The organism is Halomonas sp. 3D7M (assembly GCF_014897885.1).
Taxonomy (GTDB): Bacteria; Pseudomonadota; Gammaproteobacteria; order Pseudomonadales; family Halomonadaceae; genus Vreelandella.
In genome coordinates this window covers 1-2061 of the sequence record NZ_JABUZF010000127.1, presented here as the reverse complement: position 1 = coordinate 2061, position 2061 = coordinate 1, and the positions used below count along the sequence as shown (strand labels likewise).

Sequence of the window (2061 nt, the reverse complement as noted above, 5' to 3'; positions counted from 1 at the left end):
TGAATAAGGCGGGATTATCTTTAATGCGTCTTTTGTGGCTCCGGAAGCTCATCTTTTAATATACGCGCATAGGCTGCGCGAGCCGTTTGCGCGATAGCCAATTGCTGGTTCAAACGCTGAATCTCTTGATCAGTCACGCGCAGGTTGAGTAGCTGGTTGCGTGCATTTTCAGACAGATCTGACACATTGTATTCACTACCGTCGATAGTTACTGTTTGTGCTTTATCCTTCGCCATACATAGCTCCTTAATGGGTAATCATAAAATTAGAGATGAATTATTACAGCTGTGCACGTGAATATCGAAAGCGTACGCATCTCATGAACCTTCGATTATGCGGCTTTTGCTGCAAGCGCTGACAATAGCCCTTCAATATCAGCTGCTGCTGGCAGCAACTGCGATGAACGACTCGGGTGGCGTAGCGAAAACTCTTTTAGTGCTTTAGCAGGCAGCGCTTTATCCAGAGTCGGTACGCTTACTCGCCAGGCCAAATGCCTTTTGGTTGAGTGGATATCTATTTCAACCACTCCCCAACCCACCACCCCATGACCTTTTACATAACATAACACTCTATCTCCTTGCCGATAATGGCCAGTCGATTCAAAGGTGATCAAGCTTAACGTAGCCGTTCTAGTGGGCCAGTGCTTTTGAGCCCATTCTTTTGAAACACTTTGCCAAAAACTTCTGGTGGTTTCGGATACTGAAGGCTGCCGATGGGGTTTTGGCAACGCACTCGCCAGCAGTAATTGATAATGCTCACGAGCAACATAATGATGCGCTAGCCGTTGATGAAGCTCTGCGATATGCGCATCTACACAGTCTAGGTTTATCAGCTGTTTACGCGATTTAGCGCTTAATGCCCACGTAGGGTAACGACGTCCTTCAATAACAATGCTTTTCGGTAATTTCGCCATCACTTCCCAATCTCGTCGCCTAAAACCAACGCGGCATTGTACTTAATTCAACCAGCCTGGTAAAAATATTCATTCCATACCTTTGACGTCGCTCAATAGAATACATTCAATCGAAGTATTTCTAGCCAAATAGGTATGTATCGATATCTTCCGGCACGCCAATAAGCTGCTCCCTCAGCATCTAGGGTCCGCGCTAAACACCGTCCATAAAGGGAGTCGATTAGCATCTCTCTAGCGTTGGCCCTGCCTTATCATCCAAAAACTCATTGCTTGACGCATACCATGCAGACGACCGATATTGCTGGGTTGATTTCAAACCATTGCGACCCACCAACGCCCCAGAACCTGAGACCCGCGTACCATCATTGAAAGTCGTTTTTATGCAAGCCACGCCGAGTAAGGAAAGATATGGCTATCAAGACCAACGAGGCGAGCTATAGGGCTAGCTACTTTAGGCACTGAGTTTGTTCATCCATTACCCAGATGCTCATCACTTGATACTGAACAGCTTCAAAGAACTCGCAGGTGCTGTACGAGGTTTCGCAGTTGGTCAAGGTTTGTAACTTACCGGCAATGGATAACTCCCAGATTGTAAGAATTAACTATCGAAATCGAAGGCAAAGTCGTCATCGCCTTCGTTGAAGAGTTCATCTAACGACATGGGTGGATCAGCCACATCTGGTGTGCGGGTCATTTGCGCTAGCAGGCCATCTTTGAGGTTGTTGAGCGACATCTGGTGTGCGTACACCAGTGCCAGGGCGCCACTGGTGCGCAACTTAGCCAACGTATCGGCATCGAGTGCAGCCAATGCTTTTTCATCCACCAAACGGATACCGGTTAGACGCTTTCCACCCTTGCCTTCCTCGCCCACAAGGATTTGCCGCTCGGCCAGCAGGCCTACCGCTTCTAGCTCAGCCACCAGGCCTAGGGTGCGGTGATTTTCCCGCTCTAGATTGGTAAGCACCTTCTGAATTTGCTGAAGCGTCTCTGTGGCCTGCCCTTGGTCATCAAAAAGCGCCAGGCCATCAGGGCGCTCCAAGTGGCTCGCCTCGGCATCAAACTGAATAATATACTGCCGCTCGCTGCCTGAGCCCTCTGCCCCCGGAACAGCTGCCAGCATAAAAGGGTAGCGGCGAATATGGGCAGGT

Annotated in this window: 3 protein-coding genes; all 3 read right to left on the bottom strand. The window is 49.0% G+C overall.

Annotated elements, in window-relative coordinates; all coding sequences use genetic code 11:
• Positions 1-20: 20 nt before the first annotated feature.
• Positions 21-236 carry a DUF6447 family protein gene (locus tag INT22_RS05805; protein ID WP_193059442.1) on the bottom strand — a complete coding sequence of 72 codons (216 nt, stop codon included), beginning with the start codon at positions 234-236 and terminating at the stop codon, positions 21-23.
• 95 nt (positions 237-331) lie between these two features.
• Complete coding sequence (locus INT22_RS05800; protein WP_193059443.1) at positions 332-913, bottom strand: hypothetical protein; 582 nt, start codon at positions 911-913, stop codon at positions 332-334.
• 598 nt (positions 914-1511) lie between these two features.
• A partial coding sequence (locus INT22_RS05795) for a SapC family protein (RefSeq protein ID WP_193067860.1) occupies positions 1512-2061 on the bottom strand: 550 nt, incomplete at its 5' end.

Excerpts from the sequence above, each read along its gene's own strand:
- INT22_RS05805 (WP_193059442.1), bottom strand. The coding sequence starts at position 236 with ATGGCGAAGGATAAAGCACAAACAGTAACTATCGACGGTAGTGAATAC.
- INT22_RS05800 (WP_193059443.1), bottom strand. The coding sequence starts at position 913 with ATGGCGAAATTACCGAAAAGCATTGTTATTGAAGGACGTCGTTACCCT.